The sequence below is a fragment of the Streptococcus sanguinis genome (assembly GCF_003943655.1).
Taxonomy (GTDB): domain Bacteria; phylum Bacillota; class Bacilli; order Lactobacillales; family Streptococcaceae; genus Streptococcus; species Streptococcus sanguinis_F.
The window spans coordinates 1-19,460 of sequence record NZ_RJMM01000015.1; the positions used below are offsets into that span (position 1 = coordinate 1).

General features: G+C 41.9%; 23 protein-coding genes. 19 read left to right on the forward strand and 4 right to left on the reverse strand.

The genetic code is table 11. From position 1 onward, the window contains the following. The first annotated feature begins 348 nt into the window (after positions 1–348). From D8886_RS07235 to D8886_RS07255, 5 genes are all read left to right on the forward strand, one after another. Complete coding sequence (locus D8886_RS07235) at positions 349–588, forward strand: GlsB/YeaQ/YmgE family stress response membrane protein (protein ID WP_002920347.1); 240 nt, start codon at positions 349–351, stop codon at positions 586–588. A 55-nt stretch (positions 589–643) separates the two neighbouring features. Beyond that, a complete protein-coding gene (gene amaP / locus D8886_RS07240; RefSeq protein WP_002899157.1) occupies positions 644–1,225 on the forward strand; it encodes an alkaline shock response membrane anchor protein AmaP in 582 nt (193 codons plus the stop codon). An 11-nt stretch (positions 1,226–1,236) separates the two neighbouring features. Further along, complete coding sequence (locus D8886_RS07245) at positions 1,237–1,407, forward strand: DUF2273 domain-containing protein (protein WP_002899156.1); 171 nt, start codon at positions 1,237–1,239, stop codon at positions 1,405–1,407. A 17-nt stretch (positions 1,408–1,424) separates the two neighbouring features. Beyond that, positions 1,425–2,015, forward strand: coding sequence for an Asp23/Gls24 family envelope stress response protein (locus tag D8886_RS07250; RefSeq protein ID WP_125434828.1), 591 nt, complete (start codon positions 1,425–1,427; stop codon positions 2,013–2,015). Positions 2,016–2,091: 76 nt separating this feature from the next. Next, positions 2,092–2,295: a CsbD family protein gene (locus D8886_RS07255; protein WP_125434830.1), complete on the forward strand. Its 204-nt coding sequence runs from the start codon at positions 2,092–2,094 to the stop codon at positions 2,293–2,295. Between the two features lie 113 nt (positions 2,296–2,408). Here D8886_RS07255 and D8886_RS07260 read toward each other — a convergent pair whose 3' ends face one another. Beyond that, the gene (locus D8886_RS07260) at positions 2,409–3,467 is read right to left on the reverse strand and encodes a TIGR00341 family protein (RefSeq protein ID WP_125434832.1); all 1,059 of its coding nucleotides are present in this window, start codon (positions 3,465–3,467) and stop codon (positions 2,409–2,411) included. Positions 3,468–4,680: 1,213 nt separating this feature from the next. Between D8886_RS07260 and D8886_RS07265 the strand changes: the two genes are divergently transcribed. From D8886_RS07265 to rpmH, 14 genes are all read left to right on the forward strand, one after another. Then, complete coding sequence (locus tag D8886_RS07265; RefSeq protein WP_125434834.1) at positions 4,681–5,382, forward strand: hypothetical protein; 702 nt, start codon at positions 4,681–4,683, stop codon at positions 5,380–5,382. A gap of 15 nt (positions 5,383–5,397) precedes the next feature. Then, the gene (locus D8886_RS11820) at positions 5,398–5,532 is read left to right on the forward strand and encodes a hypothetical protein (protein WP_260468403.1); all 135 of its coding nucleotides are present in this window, start codon (positions 5,398–5,400) and stop codon (positions 5,530–5,532) included. A 222-nt stretch (positions 5,533–5,754) separates the two neighbouring features. Then, positions 5,755–5,916, forward strand: coding sequence for a hypothetical protein (locus D8886_RS11700; RefSeq protein ID WP_002908616.1), 162 nt, complete (start codon positions 5,755–5,757; stop codon positions 5,914–5,916). Positions 5,917–6,180: 264 nt separating this feature from the next. After that, positions 6,181–7,848, forward strand: a complete 1,668-nt coding sequence (locus D8886_RS07275) for a ribonuclease J (protein WP_002916602.1) — start codon at positions 6,181–6,183, stop codon at positions 7,846–7,848. Positions 7,849–7,922: 74 nt separating this feature from the next. Further along, the gene (locus D8886_RS07280; protein ID WP_125434836.1) at positions 7,923–8,702 is read left to right on the forward strand and encodes an alpha/beta hydrolase; all 780 of its coding nucleotides are present in this window, start codon (positions 7,923–7,925) and stop codon (positions 8,700–8,702) included. A gap of 106 nt (positions 8,703–8,808) precedes the next feature. Continuing rightward, entirely contained in the window at positions 8,809–10,266 is a 1,458-nt protein-coding gene (gene gltX, locus D8886_RS07285; RefSeq protein WP_002916599.1) for a glutamate--tRNA ligase, read from the forward strand. 89 nt (positions 10,267–10,355) lie between these two features. Further along, positions 10,356–10,991: a DUF6287 domain-containing protein gene (locus tag D8886_RS07290; protein WP_125342134.1), complete on the forward strand. Its 636-nt coding sequence runs from the start codon at positions 10,356–10,358 to the stop codon at positions 10,989–10,991. A 174-nt stretch (positions 10,992–11,165) separates the two neighbouring features. Continuing rightward, positions 11,166–12,365, forward strand: a complete 1,200-nt coding sequence (locus D8886_RS07295) for an argininosuccinate synthase (protein WP_125434838.1) — start codon at positions 11,166–11,168, stop codon at positions 12,363–12,365. A gap of 14 nt (positions 12,366–12,379) precedes the next feature. Then, the gene (argH, locus tag D8886_RS07300) at positions 12,380–13,765 is read left to right on the forward strand and encodes an argininosuccinate lyase (protein WP_125434840.1); all 1,386 of its coding nucleotides are present in this window, start codon (positions 12,380–12,382) and stop codon (positions 13,763–13,765) included. A 148-nt stretch (positions 13,766–13,913) separates the two neighbouring features. After that, positions 13,914–14,273: a ribonuclease P protein component gene (rnpA, locus tag D8886_RS07305; protein ID WP_125434842.1), complete on the forward strand. Its 360-nt coding sequence runs from the start codon at positions 13,914–13,916 to the stop codon at positions 14,271–14,273. Then, positions 14,257–15,072, forward strand: a complete 816-nt coding sequence (locus D8886_RS07310; RefSeq protein WP_124764983.1) for a YidC/Oxa1 family membrane protein insertase — start codon at positions 14,257–14,259, stop codon at positions 15,070–15,072. The genes rnpA and D8886_RS07310 overlap by 17 nt, the downstream gene beginning before the upstream one ends. Before the next feature lie 21 nt (positions 15,073–15,093). Beyond that, positions 15,094–16,119, forward strand: coding sequence for an RNA-binding cell elongation regulator Jag/EloR (gene jag / locus D8886_RS07315; protein ID WP_002893912.1), 1,026 nt, complete (start codon positions 15,094–15,096; stop codon positions 16,117–16,119). A gap of 49 nt (positions 16,120–16,168) precedes the next feature. Then, positions 16,169–16,801 carry a ribonuclease P gene (locus D8886_RS07320; protein ID WP_125434844.1) on the forward strand — a complete coding sequence of 211 codons (633 nt, stop codon included), beginning with the start codon at positions 16,169–16,171 and terminating at the stop codon, positions 16,799–16,801. Positions 16,802–16,939: 138 nt separating this feature from the next. Next, positions 16,940–17,074 carry a 50S ribosomal protein L34 gene (gene rpmH / locus D8886_RS07325; RefSeq protein ID WP_002893904.1) on the forward strand — a complete coding sequence of 45 codons (135 nt, stop codon included), beginning with the start codon at positions 16,940–16,942 and terminating at the stop codon, positions 17,072–17,074. 268 nt (positions 17,075–17,342) lie between these two features. Here rpmH and D8886_RS07330 read toward each other — a convergent pair whose 3' ends face one another. Genes D8886_RS07330 through D8886_RS07340 form a run of 3 tightly spaced genes read right to left on the reverse strand, consistent with a single transcriptional unit; the run spans position 17,343 to position 19,458 of the window. Next, positions 17,343–18,755 carry a DUF4153 domain-containing protein gene (locus tag D8886_RS07330; protein ID WP_125434846.1) on the reverse strand — a complete coding sequence of 471 codons (1,413 nt, stop codon included), beginning with the start codon at positions 18,753–18,755 and terminating at the stop codon, positions 17,343–17,345. A 2-nt stretch (positions 18,756–18,757) separates the two neighbouring features. Then, on the reverse strand, positions 18,758–18,973 hold the full coding sequence (locus D8886_RS07335; RefSeq protein ID WP_125434848.1) for a helix-turn-helix domain-containing protein: 216 nt from the start codon (positions 18,971–18,973) through the stop codon (positions 18,758–18,760). Positions 18,974–18,981: 8 nt separating this feature from the next. Then, a complete protein-coding gene (locus D8886_RS07340) occupies positions 18,982–19,458 on the reverse strand; it encodes a DUF2975 domain-containing protein (RefSeq protein ID WP_125434850.1) in 477 nt (158 codons plus the stop codon). Between the last annotated feature and the right edge of the window lie 2 nt (positions 19,459–19,460).

The window sequence follows — 19,460 nt, forward strand, 5'->3', positions numbered from 1 at the left end:
TCTTTATATAGTGTTTTTATTATCAGGCAATTATACCATATTTTGTGCATTTAACCTCGTTTAACAACTTCTTTATATAGTGTTTTTATTATCAGGCAATTATACCATATTTTGTGCATTTAACCTCGTTTAACATAGTACAGATAAACAGAAAGAAAACCAAGTTGAATTATTATGTTTCCAAGTTGGAAAATTATATAACTATAGTACAGATAAACAGAAAGAAAACCAAGTTGAATTATTATGTTTCCAAGTTGGAAAATTATATAATTATGTTAATCAAAAAATAATAGTAAAAAATATTATTAAACAATTTTGATTTAGAAAAAATTAGAAAGGAGAATCAATATGCTTTGGTCTATTATTGTTGGAGGAGTTATTGGTCTTATTGCTGGATCAATCACTAAAAAAGGCGGCTCAATGGGTGTTATTGCAAACGTTGTTGCAGGTTTAGTTGGTTCTGCTGTCGGTCAGTCACTTTTGGGAACTTGGGGTCCTAGTTTGGCTGGTATGGCCTTGCTTCCTTCTATCATTGGTGCAGTTATTGTAGTAGCTGTTGTATCATTTTTTGTAGGTAAAAATGCATAAATTGTCTTTTTACTTTCAAAATACAATTTAAAATTTAATGATGTGAGGATTCAATATGTCAAAATCAAGAAAAATACTTTCCCTTATTTTCTGTATTTTAATCTTGACAATTTTGATTCCTGTTTTGCTAGACTTTCATAAAGTCAGCGGTCTGGGGCTCCAGTTATTTAGTTGGAAGTTATTCACGTGGAAGCAGATTCCTTTTGTGGGCTACTATCTTTCTAGGTATGTTTTCTGGGGCACTGTGGTTTTAGCAAGCTTAATCTTACTACTAATGTTAGTGATAGTTTTTTATCCTAAGAGACGTTTGGAAATTCAGCTAGCTGATGCGGATGGGAAACTGATGCTGAAAAATTCAGCGATTGAAGGGTTTGTTCGTAGTCTGTTAACAGAACACGGTTTAATTAAAGATCCTACAGTTTCAGTAAATAGCCGTAAAAACAAATGCATGGTTTCTGTTAAAGGGGCAATCGTTCCTTCGGAAAACATCATTAAGAGAAGTCAGTTGATTCAAGAAGAAATTGCGTCTGGATTGACAGAATTCTTCGGAATCAATCATAATGTCAAGCTTAAAATCTCTGTCTCAGACTTCAAGCCAAAAGAAGCGGCTAAAAAAACTACTAGTCGTGTAAAGTAAGGAAGTAAAAAATGGAATGGTTTAAAAAATATCAATATCCAATCTTGTCTGGATTAGCAGGCATTATTCTAGCATGTTTTATCCTATCCTTTGGCTTCTTTAAGACTCTATTTGTCTTGATTTGCGCTACTCTAGGGGCAGGAATCGGATATTATATTCAAAACAAAAATATATTTAAATAAGAATAAAGGAGTTTAACATGTCAAATAAAGATGTTAAAGATGTTGCTAAAAAAGAAGTCGCTCAAGAAGTTCACGAAGTAAAAGGTGAATTGACTTACGATGATAAGGTCATTCAAAAAATTATCGGTCTCTCTTTAGAGAAAGTTTCAGGTTTACTGGCTGTTGACGGTNGCTTTTTCTCTAATATAAAAGATAAATTGGTCAACTCTGACAACGTGACTCATGGTGTCAATGTTGAAGTTGGTAAAGAACAAGTAGCTGTTGACTTGAATGTGGTTGCAGAATATCAAAAGAATGTTCCTGCTTTATACAAAGAAATCAAGAAAGTCGTTGCAGAAGAAGTTTCTAAGATGACTGATTTGGAAGTTGTTGAAGTAAATGTCAATGTTGTTGATATTAAAACAAAAGAACAACACGAAGCGGATTCAGTAAGCCTTCAAGACCGAGTGACAGATGTTGCTGAATCAACAGGCGAATTTGCTTCTGAGCAATTCGAAAAAGCAAAATCTGGCATTAGCGGTGGTTTCTCAGCTGTTCAAGAAAAAGTTGGCGATGGTGTAGAGGCTGTTAAAGACGCTGCATCAAATGAAAAAGCTCGCGTTCATTAATCCTCGAACTGGAATTAGAGATTCTTATATTGTTTCATTTCTTTAAAAATTGAAACTGACAATGGAGGTCTAAATTATGTCTACAGAAGAAAAATTCAACCAAGCTAAAGGTTCTGTTAAAGAAGGCCTAGGCAAATTAACTGGTGATAAAAAAACAGAAAAAGAAGGAGCTGCTGAAAAAGTAGTTTCTAAAGTTAAAGAAGTTGCAGAAGATGCCAAAGATGCTGTTGAAGGAGCCATCGAAGNCGTTAAAAATATGGTTAAAAAAGACGATAAATAAAACCAATAGTTGATTTTCCTTATAAAAAAGTCTTTGTTAACTATAGTAACTAAAAAGAGAGAACATTTAATCCTGTTCTCTCTTTTTTGTGTATTTGACTAGGAAAATTGTTCCTATTCCTTGTTTTTAGTTGGAGTTTCTTTCTTCTCCTTTTCCTTATCAATTTTTTGAAGTTCATGGTCATTTTTATATTGAATAATATACTCGACTATGTCTTTTTCGGTCAATCGATCATTGGATAATTGTGAAATTTGAATTGAAATATTTTTCAAGCCATAATCGTTTTGTTTACTAAGAATTTCTTTCACTTCCTCATCTGAAAGATAGTTTCCTGAAATAGTTAACTTTAAAGTATTATCTTCTTTGTCATAGTTCTTTTTTAGGATTGTGTTGTCTTTAAACTGTTCAGATAAGTATTTATTTATAGATTCATTGATTAAGGTCTCTCTCACTAAGGTAGTCGCTGAAACCAAACTTGGAATAATAAGAATAAGCGAAACTAGAATTAATATTTTTCGCATTTTATAGGCTTCTTGATTGTGTTTAATGTAATGATTTTTCACCATAGTAAAGCTCGTCCCTATGTATGTAGCAAGCATAATAAAACTATAGTTAATGAAAAATAAGTAGGATGCTCCTAACATAAACTTAAAGTTTCCCGTTGCTATAGCATAGCCTACAGTACATACTGGGGGCATAAGAGCTGTTGCGATAGCTACTCCAGGTACAATGTTATTTGCTTCTTTTTTTCGTGCTCCAATAACTCCAGCTACCCCACCCACAAAAGCTATAACTATATCCCAAATTGTTGGTGAAGTTCTGGAAATAATTTCTGAACTTGCATAAGAAATTGGAGAAATAAAAAAATAAATCGTAGATGCTAAGAGGCTTAAGAAAACTTGAATAGAAAGAATTTTAAACGACTTTCTGAGCAGTTTCATATCTAGTATTGCTAATGAAAAACCAATTCCAATAATAGGTGTCATTAATGGAGAAATCAACATTGCCCCAATGATAACTGGAGTGGAATCCATGTTTAAGCCAATAGATGCAATCAACATTGCACAAAACAAAGTAGCTAAATCGCTTCTTGATAAATCTAAATCATCGTAGAGCTTATCTCTGAATTCAACTAAAGAATAAAGTTTATCCTCTTTTAAAATTTTTCTCATAATAGTATTCCCCTTATTAAAGTTCTCTAAATTATAAATTCATGCGAAGCAATGAATGAAATAAGTAATATTCCAAATAAAATACTGGAAGAGGTAGATAACCGTTATTTATTTTAACATAAAAATATTACGATTAGAATCAAATTTCTTAGTAGAGTACTCTTAACATTCTTACTGGATTAAAAAAGCAACACATACTGAATTATTAACCAAATAACAAAACAGTATTAGTTTGTCACGGCCTTTTTTCTTTGTGTAACTACTTTTTCAAAATTCTTAAAATATTTTTGTATTTTTGATGTGTAAACGCTTGCAAAAATCTAAATAGAGTACTATAATAGAGTTAAGGAAATAGAAAGAAAGGAAGCCAAATTCATTCGCTTTTAAGTTTACTTTGTTGGTATAGTTGTTTGTAATACATAAGTAGTTGCTTTACTTGACATATTGGTTGAATTGTCAGACAGGCCTGCTTAGCTTGCCTGATTGTAACGATAGTATAGAAAGTAGAAGCTTTTAGATGGTTTTCAAACTTCGAGAATTCAATCAATAGTGCTTTATTATGTTATAGAGATTTCCAATGCTAAGATAAAAAGAAAATCATTAGCGGTTGAAGGAATTAAAAGTTTATAAAAAATAATAAAAACAATAAATCAAAAAATTGTTATTCAGTTACACCTTGGATGAACTGATTGCTCTCATACCAGCGAAGTAAACCAGACCTCTAGCCGAGTAAAGCTAGAGGTCGTTTTTTGCTACGATTGGCATGCCGTGTATCTGGGGTGAAAACCCTCTGGGAACTGTTTTCTTGTACTTTGCAAGTATAAGATACCGTTGACGGGAAAGGGTTTTCATTGTATATTTATATTAGGGATGATGATTGGAAAACAATTAGCAGTTAGGAGGGTATGATTATGCCGATTATAAGAAAAGTTCAAGTGTATCTTTTGCTTCTGTTTTTCTCTTTGAACAGTGTCTTGCCAAGTCAGATTGTCTTTGCGGAATAGTGGCAGAATGGTGTCTAAAGATTTGATTGACAAATACTGCTGGATTTCGCTGATTCAGTACAATGGCATGCGGGTCAGCAAGCGGATGCTCCGATACTATGGTGTTGACTGGTGATAAGCAATTTGCAAGACCAAGTGAGCCAATAAAAGGTGAGAAACCCGAATATCATACAGCTTGATATTCGGGTTTTTGGAAAGGTAAAGAGAAAATGAAGCTGAAAAAAGAAAAATGTCGGCACCAGCTGTTTGACTATGAGGCCGACTATGTCATCTGTCCGGCCTGCGGTGAGCCTATTGCGGAGAATATACCGAATAATCCCAATTTCAAGCTGCAGATGATTCGGCGGATTCGGAAGTATAAAATATTTTTAAGGTGGAAAAAAGGTTATTTCTTTTTCTTGTTTTTAATATTATTTTTAATGTTATTCATTATCTTCAATTATCAATTCTTGGATAGTTTAGTGATTAAAAGCTACGGGATTACAGGTATTGATTCTTTTGAGCCTATTCTCAAATGGAGCTTCTATCCCTTCAAAGATGTTGTAGAGACAGCGGCCGTCCTCACTTTTATTCTTGCAGGACCTCAGCTTGATAGACGAGAATGGCTGAGACGCTGGCATCTTCAAAAGCATGCACATTACTATTTGGCATCATATCTTTATCCAGTAATCAGAGTAGCAAATTATATTCTTTTAATTTATCTAGGCAGTGAATTTTGGAGTAAGCTTATTTATTTAGAAGAGATGGACTTGTTGAATTATCACTTAGGTGGTCAGGAACTGATTTACGCTAGCGCGGTCTATGCTAAGGAAAATCTTCGCGGCCTCTACATTGTGCTGGGCCTTAATTTTCTTGCAGACTGCTGGCTCTTTTTCTACCAGCGCTTGGCTATATGGGTGAATCGTTTTTAGGATTTATGAAAGAGTATGAATATAAAAAAAGAAAAATGCCGCCACCAACTGTTTGACTATGTCATTTGTACGGCCTGCCTCTTTCTGCCTCTGATCTTTCCTTGCCATATCGGTCTTTGGGTAGCATTGATTGGAATTTTGACGACTTAAATCCTGCCCGGCTTTCTCAGTAATCCCAATCACAGTTTTGTCTCGGCTGATCTCAGCCCCATCGATTTTCCTCATTTGATTGAGCGGCTGTTTCTTCTGGACATTATCACTTTTGGGTAGAAGTTGATTGGGCTTTCCGAGCATTTCGGCAATGAAAATTTCTCCCCCCTGTCTGTCCTTCTGCCCTACACTCCTTGTAATAAGCTAGAACGTAGATTCTCAATGAGGTTTCTGCTTATAGAGGTAGCGCTTCCGATTCTAAGCTTGATAGCTAGCCTGCTGTTCTTTTCTGCTCATGCTCTGGCAACGGTCGGGCTGGCTTTCTTGGTTACAGCTGCGATAATGGTTTATTTTGTCCGTTTTAATCTGACTGGCAAAGCCTAACCCTAAAAAGGGACAGTTTGCGGCTGTTTCTTTTTTGCTGTCGGTGTGTTTTTTCGTGGTTAGAAAAATAGCTTCATTCTAAGTGACAATGGAAAAACAATTTTTCTTTGTTTTGAAAAAACATGAAAAAATGCTATAATAGGTTAGATATGCGAACCTTAGGTTTGCAAGACTGTAATTCGACTTGGCTAGCCAAGGACCGTTAGTAATAAAATAAAGAATCTTTGATAAAAGTGAGATTCTGAAAATTGAATAGGAGAAAAAATGAGCAAGAGCAATATTAAACTGATTGCTTTGGGCGGCGTACGTGAAAATGGTAAAAACCTCTACGTTGCCGAAGTGGATGATTCCATTTTTGTATTGGATGTTGGGTTGAAGTACCCAGAAAATGAGCAGTTGGGTGTGGATTATGTCGTTCCCAACATGGACTATTTGTTTGAAAATAAGAAGCGGATTGCGGGTGTCTTTCTGACGCACGGCCACGCAGATGCGATTGGCGCTCTGCCTAATCTTTTAGCAGATGCGAAGGTGCCAGTTTTCGGATCAGAGTTGACGATTGAGCTGGCTAAGCTTTTTGTTAAAAATAACGATGCGGTTAAGAAGTTCAATGATTTCCATGTGATTGATGAAAATACTGAGATTGAATTTGGCAAAACAGTGGTTTCCTTCTTCCGGACGACTCACTCGATTCCTGAGAGTTTGGGAGTTGTCATCAAGACCAGAAAAGGCAGTATCGTTTATACAGGCGATTTCAAGTTTGACCAGTCTGCCAGCCCGTCCTATGCGACAGACTTTGGCCGTCTGGCTGAGATTGGCCGCGAGGGTGTTCTGGCCTTGCTCAGTGATTCAGCCAATGCAGATAGCACTGTTCAGGTGGCTAGCGAGAGCGAGGTTGGCAAGGAAATCGAAGATACGATTGCCGACTGGGACGGCCGTGTGATTGTTGCGGCGGTTGCTAGCAACTTATCTCGTATCCAGCAGGTCTTTGATGCAGCGGCAGAGACTGGCCGCCGCGTGGTTTTGACAGGCTTTGATGTTGAAAACATCGTTCGTACGGCTATCCGTCTCAAGAAGCTGTCCTTGGTGGACGAACGCCTCTTGATCAAGCCCAAGGAAATGTCTAAGTTTGAAGACCATGAGCTGATTATCTTGGAGACTGGCCGGATGGGTGAGCCTATCAATGGCCTGCGCAAGATGTCGATCGGACGTCACCGCTATGTGGAAATCAAGGAAGGCGATTTGATTTACATCGTAACAACGCCGTCTATTGCCAAGGAAGCGGTCGTGGCTCGCGTGGAAAATATGATTTATCAGGCAGGGGGCATTGTCAAGCTGATTACCCAAAACCTGCGGGTTTCGGGTCACGCAAATGCGCGTGATTTGCAGCTCATGATTAACCTGCTGCAGCCTAAGTACCTCTTCCCGATTCAGGGTGAGTACCGCGGATTGGATGCTCATGCTAAGGCTGCCATGGAAGTTGGCATGCTGCCGGAAAATATCTTCATTCCTAAGCGTGGCAGCATCATGGAATACGACCATGGTGATTTTGTGCCGGCTGGTGCAGTATCAGCTGGAGATGTCATGATTGATGGAAATGCGATTGGTGATGTAGGCAATATCGTCCTGCGTGACCGCAAGGTCTTGTCTGAAGATGGGATCTTCATCGTGGCACTTACAGTTAACCGTAAGGAAAAGAAAATCATTTCCAAGGCTAAAGTACACACCCGTGGATTTGTCTATGTGAAGAAGAGCAGAGATATTTTGCGCGAAAGCTCTGACATTATTAATAAAACAGTGGAAGATTATCTGGCGCAGGATAGCTTTGACTGGGGTGAGCTGAAGGGTGCTGTCCGTGATAGTCTGGCCAAATATCTCTTTGACCAAACCAAGCGCCGCCCAGCTATTTTGCCAGTTGTTATGGAAGTGCGGTAAAAATCTGAACACAAATACAAGAAAAGTCGGGCTTCGGCTTTTTCTTGTCAGAAAGATACGAAGGAGAAATGCGAATGGCAGTGATGAAAATAGAGTATTATTCTGAGGCTTTGGAGATGGAATGGGGTGTCAATGTTCTCTATCCGGACGCAGCTCGTGTGGACAAGCCGGATGATAAGGACATTCCTGTTTTGTACTTGCTTCATGGTATGAACGGGAATCACAATAGCTGGCTCAAGCGCTCAAATATTGAGCGTCTGGTTCGCTCGACCAACTTGATTGTTGTCATGCCTAATACCAGCAATGGCTGGTACACCGATACTCAGTACGGTTTTAACTNTTACGAAGCCATCGCTGAGGAGCTGCCTCGGGTGCTCAAGCGCTTTTTCCCAAATATGTCGGATAAGCGGGAGAAGAATTTTATCGCTGGTCTTTCCATGGGCGGATACGGAGCCTTTAAGCTGGCTCTCAAATCTAACCGCTTTTCATACGCGGCTAGTCTTTCTGGCGCTTTGAGTTTTCTTGATGCTCGTCCAGATAATGCTGAAATGGCAACGCCAGCCTATTGGCGAGGAGTTTTTGGAGACTATAAAGACTGGACCAGCAGACCCCATTCGCTGGAAAGTATAGCCAAGCAATCTGATAAAAAGACTAAGCTTTGGGCATGGTGTGGCGAAGAGGATTTTCTCTATAAGGCCAATCAGGAGGAAGTGAAAAACCTGCAAGACTTAGGCTTGGAGATTACTTACAGCCACAGTCCAGGTAAGCATGAGTGGTATTACTGGGAAAAGCAGTTGGAGAATGTACTGGCCTGGCTTCCTATCGACTTCCAGCTGGAAGAGCGCCTGTCATAAAAATAGACTGTAAAGTCGTATTCTGCCTTCAGAGTATGATATAATGATTACGTTTGAAAATCGGAGTGGGAATGATTCCCCGAAATGCAAATAGGAGAATGGAACTTTGACAAAAGCGATTCGAGTGCGTTATGCACCAAGTCCGACTGGACTTTTACACATCGGAAATGCGCGGACTGCGCTCTTTAACTACCTCTATGCTCGTCACTATGGTGGAACTTTCATCATCCGTATTGAGGATACTGACCGCAAGCGCCATGTAGAAGACGGGGAACGCTCACAGCTTGAAAATTTACGCTGGCTGGGTATTGACTGGGATGAAAGTCCTGAGACTCACGAAAACTACCGCCAGTCTGAGCGCTTGGATATTTACCAAAAATACGTCAATGAACTCTTGGACAAGGGCTTGGCTTACAAGTCCTATGTAACTGAGGAAGAATTAGCGGCCGAACGTGAACGTCAGGAAGCAGCTGGTGAAACCCCGCGTTATATCAATGAGTTTCTAGGCATGTCAGAGGAAGAAAAGGCAGCCTACATCGCTGAGCGTGAAGCAGCGGGGATTATTCCGACGGTCCGTCTGGCTGTCAATGAAGCTGGTGTCTACAAGTGGACTGACATGGTCAAGGGCGAAATTGAGTTTGAAGGCGGAAATATCGGTGGTGACTGGGTTATCCAGAAGAAAGACGGCTACCCAACCTACAACTTTGCTGTGGTTATTGATGACCATCTGATGGAAATCTCTCACGTGATTCGGGGAGATGACCACATTGCCAACACACCTAAGCAGCTCATGGTCTATGAAGCTTTAGGCTGGGAAGCGCCAGAATTTGGACACATGACCCTGATTATAAACTCTGAAACAGGTAAGAAGCTGTCCAAACGCGATACCAATACCTTGCAGTTTATCGAGGATTATCGCAAGAAGGGCTACCTGCCAGAAGCAGTCTTTAACTTTATTGCACTGCTGGGCTGGAATCCTGGCGGCGAGCATGAGATTTTCTCTCGCCAAGAATTGATCGAGCTTTTTGATGAAAAACGTCTCAGTAAGTCCCCAGCTGCCTTTGATCAAAAGAAGCTGGACTGGATGAACAACGAATACATCAAGAATGCAGATTTTGACACAATCTTCGCTCTGGCTAAGCCATACTTGGAAGAAGCGGGCCGTTTGACCGATAAGGCAGAAAAGCTTGTAGAGCTCTACAAACCACAAATGAAGTCTGTGGACGAAATTGTGCCGCTGACTGACCTCTTCTTTGCGGACTTCCCAGAGTTGACAGATGCGGAGCGTGAGGTCATGGCTGGTGAAACGGTACCGACCGTGTTGACAGCCTTCAAAGAAAAGCTAGAAGCTATGTCTGATGCAGATTTTGTGACAGAGAATATCTTCCCGCAAATCAAAGCTGTCCAAAAAGAGACAGGAATCAAGGGCAAAAACCTCTTTATGCCGATTCGAATTGCCGTTTCGGGTGAAATGCATGGACCAGAGCTGCCAGATACCATTTACCTGCTAGGTCGTGAAAAATCCATCCAGCATATCGAAAACATGCTGAATCAAATTCAATAAGATGAACCAGCTTTCAAGCTGGTTTTTACTTTGCAAATTTTTATTTTTATGTCACAATTGTAATAAGAAAATACTTTAAGGAGAGAAAAATGAAAAAATGGATCATTATCTTGGTTGGAGGGCTAGTAGCCTTACTCGTGCTAGTAACCTGTAACCAAAAGAAAGAGCAGACGAATCCTGCTTCCAACAATTCTAAAGCAAGTTCGACTAGCTCCGCATCTTCTAAAAAGTCTGAAAGAGGGGCCAATTCGAGCGAACTTGATGGTCAAGCGGACAATCAGGAAACTTCTGATACAGGCTCCCAGCAGAATTCGGAAACTGAAGCTGAAAAGTCTGCCAAGGAAACTAGCAAAGGAGAGAAAGAGACGGCATCAACTTCTAGTTTGGATATGAAGGCTATTGCTTCTGGGGATTTTTCCAGCATGATTGGTACTTGGCAGGATGCCAAAGGGAACAGTTATACATTTGATGCGTCAGGTATTGAGTCAGATGTTGCCAAGCTTGAGACAGGAGATTACTCTGGGCCAGATGAAAATGGGATTTACCGAGCAGGGATTCGTTGGAAAAACCAAACCGGTGCTGCCTTTCTTATAATCCCAGCAGGAAAGAGTCTGCCAGCTGGGGAGACTGTCAATGGGACGGATCCGACTGATACCAGTCAAGATCGCTTTATCATTACTCAGAGCGTTTCTGAACATCCCGATGTTTTTTACCGCGTAAAATAAGGAGTCTTGACAGACTCTTTTTTCTTATTTTGAGTCCAGTATATAATATATTAATTTTGAATAAAAATTGATAAAATGCTTTTATTTTAATAAATATTAAATTTCCTCTTGACATTCGCATTTTCATACAGTAGAATGTTTAAAAATAAAATGTAGAAGGATAGAGGTAATCGCATGGTTAAAGAGAAAGTCATTTTAGCGTATTCCGGCGGCTTGGACACTTCGGTGGCTATTACTTGGCTGGACAAGGATTATGATGTGATCGCGGTCTGCATGGACGTAGGTGAAGGAAATGATTTAGATTTCATTCATGACAAGGCGCTGAAAGTTGGCGCTATCGAATCACATGTTATTGATGTTAAAGACGAGTTTGCGGAAGACTACGTCTTGGTTGCTCTGCAAGGACACACCTTCTACGAACGAAAATATCCTCTAGTGTCCGCTCTGAGCCGACCTTTGATTTCTAAGAAATTGGTTGAAATTGCTCACAAGACAGGGGCGACAACCATTGCCCATGGCTGTACCGGAAAAGGAAACGATCAGGTTCGTTTTGAAGTGGCTATCGCCTCCTTGGATCCCAGTCTCAAGGTCATAGCTCCGGTTCGGGAGTGGAAATGGTCTCGGGAAGAAGAAATCAATTATGCCAAAGCTAATGGTGTGCCAATTCCTGCGGATCTAGATAGTCCATACTCAGTCGATCAAAACCTTTGGGGACGAGCCAATGAGTGTGGTGTCTTGGAAAATCCTTGGAATGAAGCACCGGAAGACGCCTATGATTTGACAGTTGCGCCAGAAGCAGCACCAGACAGCCCAGTCTATGTAAATATTGAATTTGAGGCAGGTGTCCCAGTTGCTTTAGATGGCAAAAAGATGAAGCTTGCGGACTTGATTCTTGAGCTGAATGACTTGGCAGGACAACACGGTGTTGGGCGGATTGACCATGTGGAAAATCGTCTGGTAGGGATTAAGTCTCGGGAAATCTATGAATGCCCTGGTGCGGTGACTCTCTTGGCTGCCCACAAGGAAATCGAGGATCTGACTCTAGTCAGAGAATTGGCTCATTTCAAGCCGATTATCGAAAATGAGCTGTCTAATCTCATCTATAATGGCCTCTGGTTTAATCCAGCGACAGAAGCTTTGATTGCCTATCTCAAATCCACTCAGCAGGTGGTTAATGGAACAGCTAAAGTGAAGCTTTATAAGGGATCTGCGACAGTTGTAGCGCGTAAGTCTAACAATTCTCTCTACGACGAAAGTCTGGCTACCTATACCAGTGCAGATACTTTTGACCAGGATGCCGCGATTGGTTTTATCAAGCTATGGGGACTTCCGTCTAAGGTTCACGCAGAGGTTCAGGCTCACAAGGACAAATAGAAAGGGGCTTTCCTATGGCGAATCATAAACTGTGGGGCGGACGTTTTGAAGCCTCTCTGGAGGGATGGGTAGAAGAGTTTGGTGCCAGCATCGGATTTGATTATCGTCTGGCTCCTTATGATCTGCAGGGCAGCCTAGCCCATGTCAAAATGTTGGGGCAGACAGGAATCATTGCTCCAGAGGAAGCGGCTGCTATTCAGGTAGGCTTGGAAAAGCTGCTGGCACGTTATGAGGCTGGAGAGATTGAGTTTGATGTGCGTAATGAAGATATTCATATGAATTTGGAGGCTCTTCTGACCGAGGAGATTGGGCCAGTAGCTGGTAAGCTCCATACGGCTCGCTCCCGTAATGACCAGGTGGCGACAGATATGCACCTTTATCTCAAGGATCAGCTCGGTCAGATTGCGGATAAACTCTTGAATTTGCGACAGGTGCTGCTGGACTTGGCAGAAGAGCATGTAGAGACCATCATGCCAGGTTATACCCATTTGCAGCATGCCCAGCCGATTAGCTTTGCCCATCATCTGCTGGCCTATTATCAGATGTTCAGCCGTGATAGTCAGCGCTTTGCCTTTAATCTGGAGCATACGGATTTGTCTCCTTTGGGAGCAGCAGCTCTAGCGGGGACGACGTTTCCAATTGACCGGGAGCTGACGGCTGATTTATTGGGCTTCAAAGGCATTTACCACAATTCCTTGGATGCGGTAAGTGATCGAGATTTTATCTTGGAGTTTCTATCTAACAGTAGCATTCTCATCATGCATCTGTCTCGTCTCTGCGAGGAGCTGATTAACTGGTGCAGCTATGAATACGGCTTTGTCAGCCTGTCAGATACCTTTAGCACTGGCTCTTCCATCATGCCGCAAAAGAAAAATCCGGACATGGCGGAGCTGATTCGGGGCAAGAGCGGCCGGGTCTATGGGCATCTCTTCAGCCTTCTGACGGTTATGAAATCCCTGCCCTTGGCCTATAATAAGGACCTGCAGGAAGACAAGGAAGGCATGTTCGATACAGTAGATACTATCCAGAGGTCGCTGGATATTATGGCGGGTATGCTGTCTAGTTTGACAGTAAACAAAGAAAAAATGCTGGTTTCAACTCAGCAGGATTTCTCCAATGCGACAGAATTGGCTGACTATCTGGCCAAGAAAGGACTGCCTTTCCGGGAAGCCCATGAGATTGTCGGAAAGTTGGTACTGGAATGCAGCAAGGCAGGCTATTATCTACAGGATATTCCGCTGAGCCGCTATCAGGAAGTGTCGTCGCTGATTGAGGAAGATATTTATCAAGCGCTCGAATCACAAACTGCTGTACAAAAGCGGGATTCCCTTGGCGGAACTGGATTTGCGCAGATCCGTCAGGAGTTGGAAAGAGCGAAGAAACAGCTGGAAAAGGAATAAGATATAGGGAACATCGCAAGGAAATTGCGGTGTTTTTTAAGTGAATCGACCTTTTAAATATTTGCAAAAACAGCGTCATAGCGGCTCTTATTGGCATTTTCGAAAAATATGGTATAATAGATATAATTTTGGTGGATGGAGTTGAGTTTTGAGAAAAAACTATCGCGTCAAGAGCGAAAAAGATTTTAATGCGATTTTTAAAAAAGGGCAGAGTTTTGCTAATCGAAAATTTGTCGTTTACATGTTAGAAAAAGAGCAAAAGCATTTTCGAGCAGGAATTTCCGTCAGTAAAAAGCTGGGGAATGCAGTAGTTCGTAATCGTATTAAAAGAAAAATCCGCCATGTCTTGATGCAGTATCAAAAACAGTTAGTTCAGGCAGACTTCGTCGTTATCGCTCGTAAAGGAGTGGAAGAGTTGGACTACCACCAAGTTGAACAAAATTTATTGCATGTGTTAAAAATTGCTAAACTTTATCAGGAAGGATTCATTTGTGAAACAGAAAAGTAAATTAGGGATTTTGCTGGTTGCCTCGCTGCTCTTTCTCACAGCCTGCGGAACCAGTCAAGTAACGGCCGATTCAAATGGCTTCTGGGAGAAGCTGGTCTATTTCTTTGCCGACACCATTCGTTTTCTATCCTTTGGTGGAAGCAAGGGGATTGGGATTATTCTCTTTACCTTGATTATCCGGACAGTGCTCCTGCCGGTCTTCCAATTCCAGACGACTTCTTCGCGCAAGTTGCAGGAAGTACAGCCGCATATCAAGCAGCTGCAGGAAAAGTATCCTGGTAAGGATATGGAGAGCAGAACAGCCTTGGCTGAAGAAACTCAAAAGCTCTACAAAGAAATGGGTGTCAATCCCTACGCCTCATTCATTCCGCTCTTTATCCAGATGCCGGTGCTCCTGGCTCTGTTTCAAGCCCTGACTCGGGTTGAATTTATGAAAACAGGTCACTTCCTCTGGCTCAATCTAGGAGCGACAGATCCGACCTTTATTCTTCCTCTGTTAGCGGCTCTCTTCACTTTCTTCAGTACTTGGCTTTCAAACAAGGCCTTGCCTGAGAGAAATGGCGGGATGACAGTCATGATGTACCTGATGCCAGTGATGATTTTCTTTTTTGCCCTTTATGCGGCGAGCGGGGTAGCCCTCTACTGGGCGGTCTCAAATGCTTATCAGGTGGTTCAGACCTTGCTGCTGAGCAATCCTTTTAAAATCATCGCCGAGCGGGAAGCTAAGGAACGATCAGAGCGTCAATTGGAACAGAAAAAGAAACGTGCCCTGAAAAAAGCACAGAAAAAGAAAAAGTAAGTAAGAAGGAGGACTCTTGCAATGGTTATTTTTACAGGAGCAAGTGTTGAAGAAGCCATTCAAAATGGTTTGAAAACGTTGGATATTCCACGTATGAGAGCGCATATCACTGTTATTTCACGTGAGAAAAAAGGCTTTTTAGGCTTGTTTGGCAAGAAGCCAGCTCAGGTGGATGTCGAGCCGATTGCTGAGACGACAGTTGTCAAGGCCAATCAAAAGGCTGTAAAAGGTGTTCCCGAAGAGATTAATGCTCAGAATGAGCCTGTGCAGTCTGTCAGTGAAGCAACGGTTGATTTGGGCCGTGTGGTAGCTGCCATCAAGAAGGTCGAAGGAGAAGGCGAAGTTATCTCAGATGAGGTCAAGGCTGAAATTCTCAAAAATGACAAGCAAGCCAATACGATTTTAGAAGAGACTGGCACTATTGATCTTCTCAAGACTAACCAAGCTATTGATGAGGCAGTTGCTCAAGCAGAAGCGGACGATAGCAAGGTTATCTCTTTTGAACAAGCGGCTAAAGACAAGGCTGAGCCGACAGAAACAGAAGAAAGCTCTTTTGCTGATTTAGGCATCCAAGTCGAAGCAGACTATGATATTGAAGAAGTAGTTGAAAACGTAACGAACTATGTTCAGAAAATTGTTGATGAGATGGATGTTGAAGCGGGCATTTCCAGCAGCCACAACCGCCGAACTATCAACATGCAAATTGATACCAATGAACCGGGGCGCGTGATTGGCTACCACGGAAAAGTCTTGAAAGCTCTGCAGCTATTAGCGCAAAACTATCTTTATAACCAATATTCTAAGAGCTTCTATATTTCCATTAATGTCAATGACTATGTTGAGCATCGGGCAGAAGTGCTGCAAAGCTATGCGCAGAAACTGGCTCAGCGGGCTTTGGAAGACCGACGTGGTCAGCACACAGACCCTATGTCTAACAGCGAGCGCAAAATTATCCACCGCATCATCTCTCGCATTGATGGCGTGACTAGCTATTCCGAAGGCGACGAGCCAAACCGCTATGTCGTTGTGGATATTGACAGCGAATAAAAAGAAAGCCAGCAGAGATGCTGGTTTTTGTATATAGAAAGGATTTTTTATGTCACTTTTTCCAGCTATTGAAAGTTATCTGCCTCATCAAGGGGCTAAGTATATATCTCCAGACAAGGCCGGGCAACTGCGTGAGTCTATGTTGGAGTTGAGAGCTAAGGGTCAGGAGGCACGCAAGGAGTTTGCAAACCTGGTCAAGGATTTTCAGAGCCTCTATCCTAAGCTAACCTTGGAGCGAACCAGCCAGTGGATGAATCAAGCCCAAATCCTGCGACCCCATTTTTGGAATTATCTAAAAGGCTATGGGGAAATCACAGAACCTATGTTCGCCCTGCGCTTGTATGGAAGTGCAGATGATTTTGGGGTATCGCTGGAAGTTAGCTTCATGGAGCGTAAGAAAGACGAAGATAGTCTCTCAAAGCAAAATCGAATCTTGCAAGTACCTATTGATAGACCCATTTATTATTTTGCTCAGATAGATGGTGTGAGTCACCGCTTTGAAGGCACAGAAGATAATCGCAGGTTACTTATGAAACAGGTCCAAGAAGGTCAGGTTCGCAAGGTTTTAGCCAAATACGATGTTAATCTATCTGGGGCTAATTCTAGAGAAGAAGTCTTGTCTAATTTACAAGAAGCAATGACTGCCCTGATTCCCTTTTATGAAGCGACTCGGAACATATGATTACGTTTACAAAGAGAAAGTTATTTAAGTAAGTGTTGACAAAAGCCCCGGAATCATATAGAATAGTAAAGTATGTTTAGTAACTGATCACAACTAGCCGGCTAAACGAATACAAGAATCTAAGAGGAGGTATTCATCGTGAAACGTACTTATCAACCAAGTAAAATCCGTCGTGCGCGTAAACATGGTTTCCGCCACCGTATGTCAACTAAAAACGGTCGTCGTGTATTGGCAGCTCGCCGTCGTAAAGGACGCAAAGTTTTGGCTGCTTAATCCAAACGATTTATCAAGAAACCAGCGGAGACTCGAGACCGCTGGTTTTTTTGCGCTTTTAACGAGAGGACTCTATAGAACGAAGTTCAGTACTTGATAAGCGGTAGCAGTTTTGTCCTTTTTTCTGAGTTCATAGATTTGAACTTTGTCCTCATAAGTTAATTTCATTTTAAAAAAACCCAAAAGTTAGATTTTTTGTGTCTAACTTTTGGGGTGCGGTTCATAATCTACTTTCTGGTTTTTGAATGTCGTTAAGATCCATTGCTCCTTATCCTACTGGTAAAAGTATTGGATACAGATAGCAGAGTAAGGTAAAGCTTATCAGGGCGTAAAAGATACCGATGCGAATAGCTTGGATAGGTTTATAGAAACGAATCAGGGTCAGTAGGCACCAGACTAAGAGAACTAGGATGAACCATGCTGAAATCAAGCGCAGCGGTGTTGGTCCATAGAGATAGATGTAGATGCCAAATAATTTCCAGCCAGCTAGCAAGGCTAGCAGACCCGTAAAGATAAAAAGGATAGTAGCTGCGAATCGCGTCCCTTTTTGGTCCCAGAGCGGTTTTTTGGCAATCAGATAGAAGACGCCTAGGACTGCAAAGTTAAGGATAGACACCCGAACCAGCTGCCAGAAGCCAGCTACGGCAACAGTTGAAGCATTCTGCGGAGAAATAGCCTGAGCTACTGTTCCGGCACTTAGGAGCTGGCCGAGCTCACCCAGACCCGTCAGGAAGAAGAGTGCATAGGTCAGGCAAAGGCTGCCGATGATAATGTAGGTTGCGAAAGCGGGTGCTACTCGCAAAGGGCGGATACTTGCTTGAAATTTTTTGTAGCTAAGTTTAGTATCTTTTTTGCCTAACAGACTGCCGGCCAGTAGGCCATACAAGTAGAGACTGACAGGAACAGCCAGGCAGGCCTTGAAGAGAATCATGCTGCTATCAAGACTTGAAAAGAGGGAGTCAAATAGATTCTCAATGAAATCAGCGGTATTGCTGAAGAAAGAGGCAAAGCTGTCTGAAACCTGACTCAGCTGGGACCAGACAAAGTAGACCAAGATTCCTGCGACAAAGAAGCTGCTGACGATAATCGCGAGCTGTTGGGCTTTCTTTGAAGACAGACTGTCAGAGCTTTCGGAAGAGTCCTGCTGCTTGCCTTCTATAAAGACTAGAATAGCAGCAATGAAATTTTTAAAGGGCAGGATGCAGAAGGCTTGAATGGCATCAAACCAGACTAGGATCCCCAAACGCCCTTGGCTTAACCAGCCTGTGCGGGACAGAATGTAGAAGGCGAATGAGATGTGGATGGCTAGGAATTGGAAAAATTCTAGCTGACGATGAAGCCCCCAGAGACTTAAAGCTAGGGCTTGAGCTAGCGTCATGATCAGAAAGCTTCTAGCCTCTAACTTGCTGTCAAGATTCTTTATCTGTAGTGATGGATAGGCTAATTTCCTGATTAAGGCTTCGCTTAGCAATATAAGACCGATTGCAAAAGGGAAAAAGGATGCAGTTTGATAATTAAAAAATACTGCAGAGTAAAAGTAGGTTAAAAGATAGAGGATTAGATAGCTGATTTTAAAGAATCGCAGTTGCTTGTCCTCTAGGCCTGTGAAGATGGTCTGTCGTTCTGCTTCTGCGGGCAGACAAGGCTGGACATTCATCTGATCTTGTGCTGGATATTCCATAATTATTTCTCCTCCTCATCAGGGATATACTCCAAAATATCGCCAGGCTGGCAGTCTAATTCACGGCAGAGAGCGTTGAGTGTTGAGAAGCGGACAGCCTTGGCTCGATTATTTTTTAGGATAGATAGGTTGGCTGGTGTTAGGTCAATCAATTCTGCTAAACGGCCAGCGCTGATGCGCTTTTTCGCCATGACAAGGTCTAAATTTATTTGAATCATAAGACCTCCTAAATAGTGTAGTCCACTTGATCCTGCAGCTCAATGGCCTTGCCAAAGGCGTTGCGGATGACACGGATAATCAGGGTCAAGATGCTGCAAGAAACAGTGACTAAGAGCATGGGCAAGTAAGCTGTCAGTCCCATAAAGAGGGAGATAAGAGCGACAGTGCCCACTTCCCAGCCAAGATAGCGCATGTACTGAACATTTTGTGTGATAAAGACCTGATTTTTACCGATGCGGCTAAGGAGCCGATAGAGATGGACAATACAGGTTAGAGCCAGGCAGCCGAGGACATAGCCGAGCAGCAGCAAGACCCAAAAGCGCATCTCCCCTTGAAAGAAAGGAGAGGGGAATTCGATAACTAGATTGACGACCCAAGGTCCTAGAGCTATCAAGATAATGGAAGCAATAAATAAAAGGCTGATACTGATTTTTGTAAGAGTAATGCTCATATCTTCAGTAGTCTTTTTCATTTTGTCTGTCATAA